The sequence below is a fragment of the Mangrovimonas futianensis genome, from assembly GCF_021245805.1.
GTDB lineage: Bacteria > Bacteroidota > Bacteroidia > Flavobacteriales > Flavobacteriaceae > Mangrovimonas > Mangrovimonas futianensis.
Genome location: NZ_JAJJNF010000105.1, coordinates 1 through 255 on the forward strand (window position 1 = coordinate 1; position 255 = coordinate 255).

Below are 255 nucleotides of genomic sequence, written 5' to 3' on the forward strand. Positions count from 1 at the left end.
TAGCTGTAATGTCACCAGCACAGTTGTCTGTAGCAGTCAACTCGCCAGCAGCAGGCATATCGCCGATACACTCGTAAGTGATATCTGCAGGAGCCTCAGGAGCCACCGGTGCCGTTGTATCTTGAATGGTGATGGTCTGTGACACTGAAGATGAATTGTTACACGCATCAGTAAATGTCCACGTTCTGGTCACCACAATGTTACAAGGATCTGTATCGTCCATGCTATCTACAGCAGTAGCTGTAATGTCACCAG

General features: G+C 48.2%; 1 protein-coding gene. It reads right to left on the reverse strand.

Annotation, left to right across the window (positions count from 1 at the left end):
- On the reverse strand, positions 1-255 hold a 255-nt coding region (locus LOK78_RS16620; protein WP_232635701.1), incomplete at both ends, for an HYR-like domain-containing protein.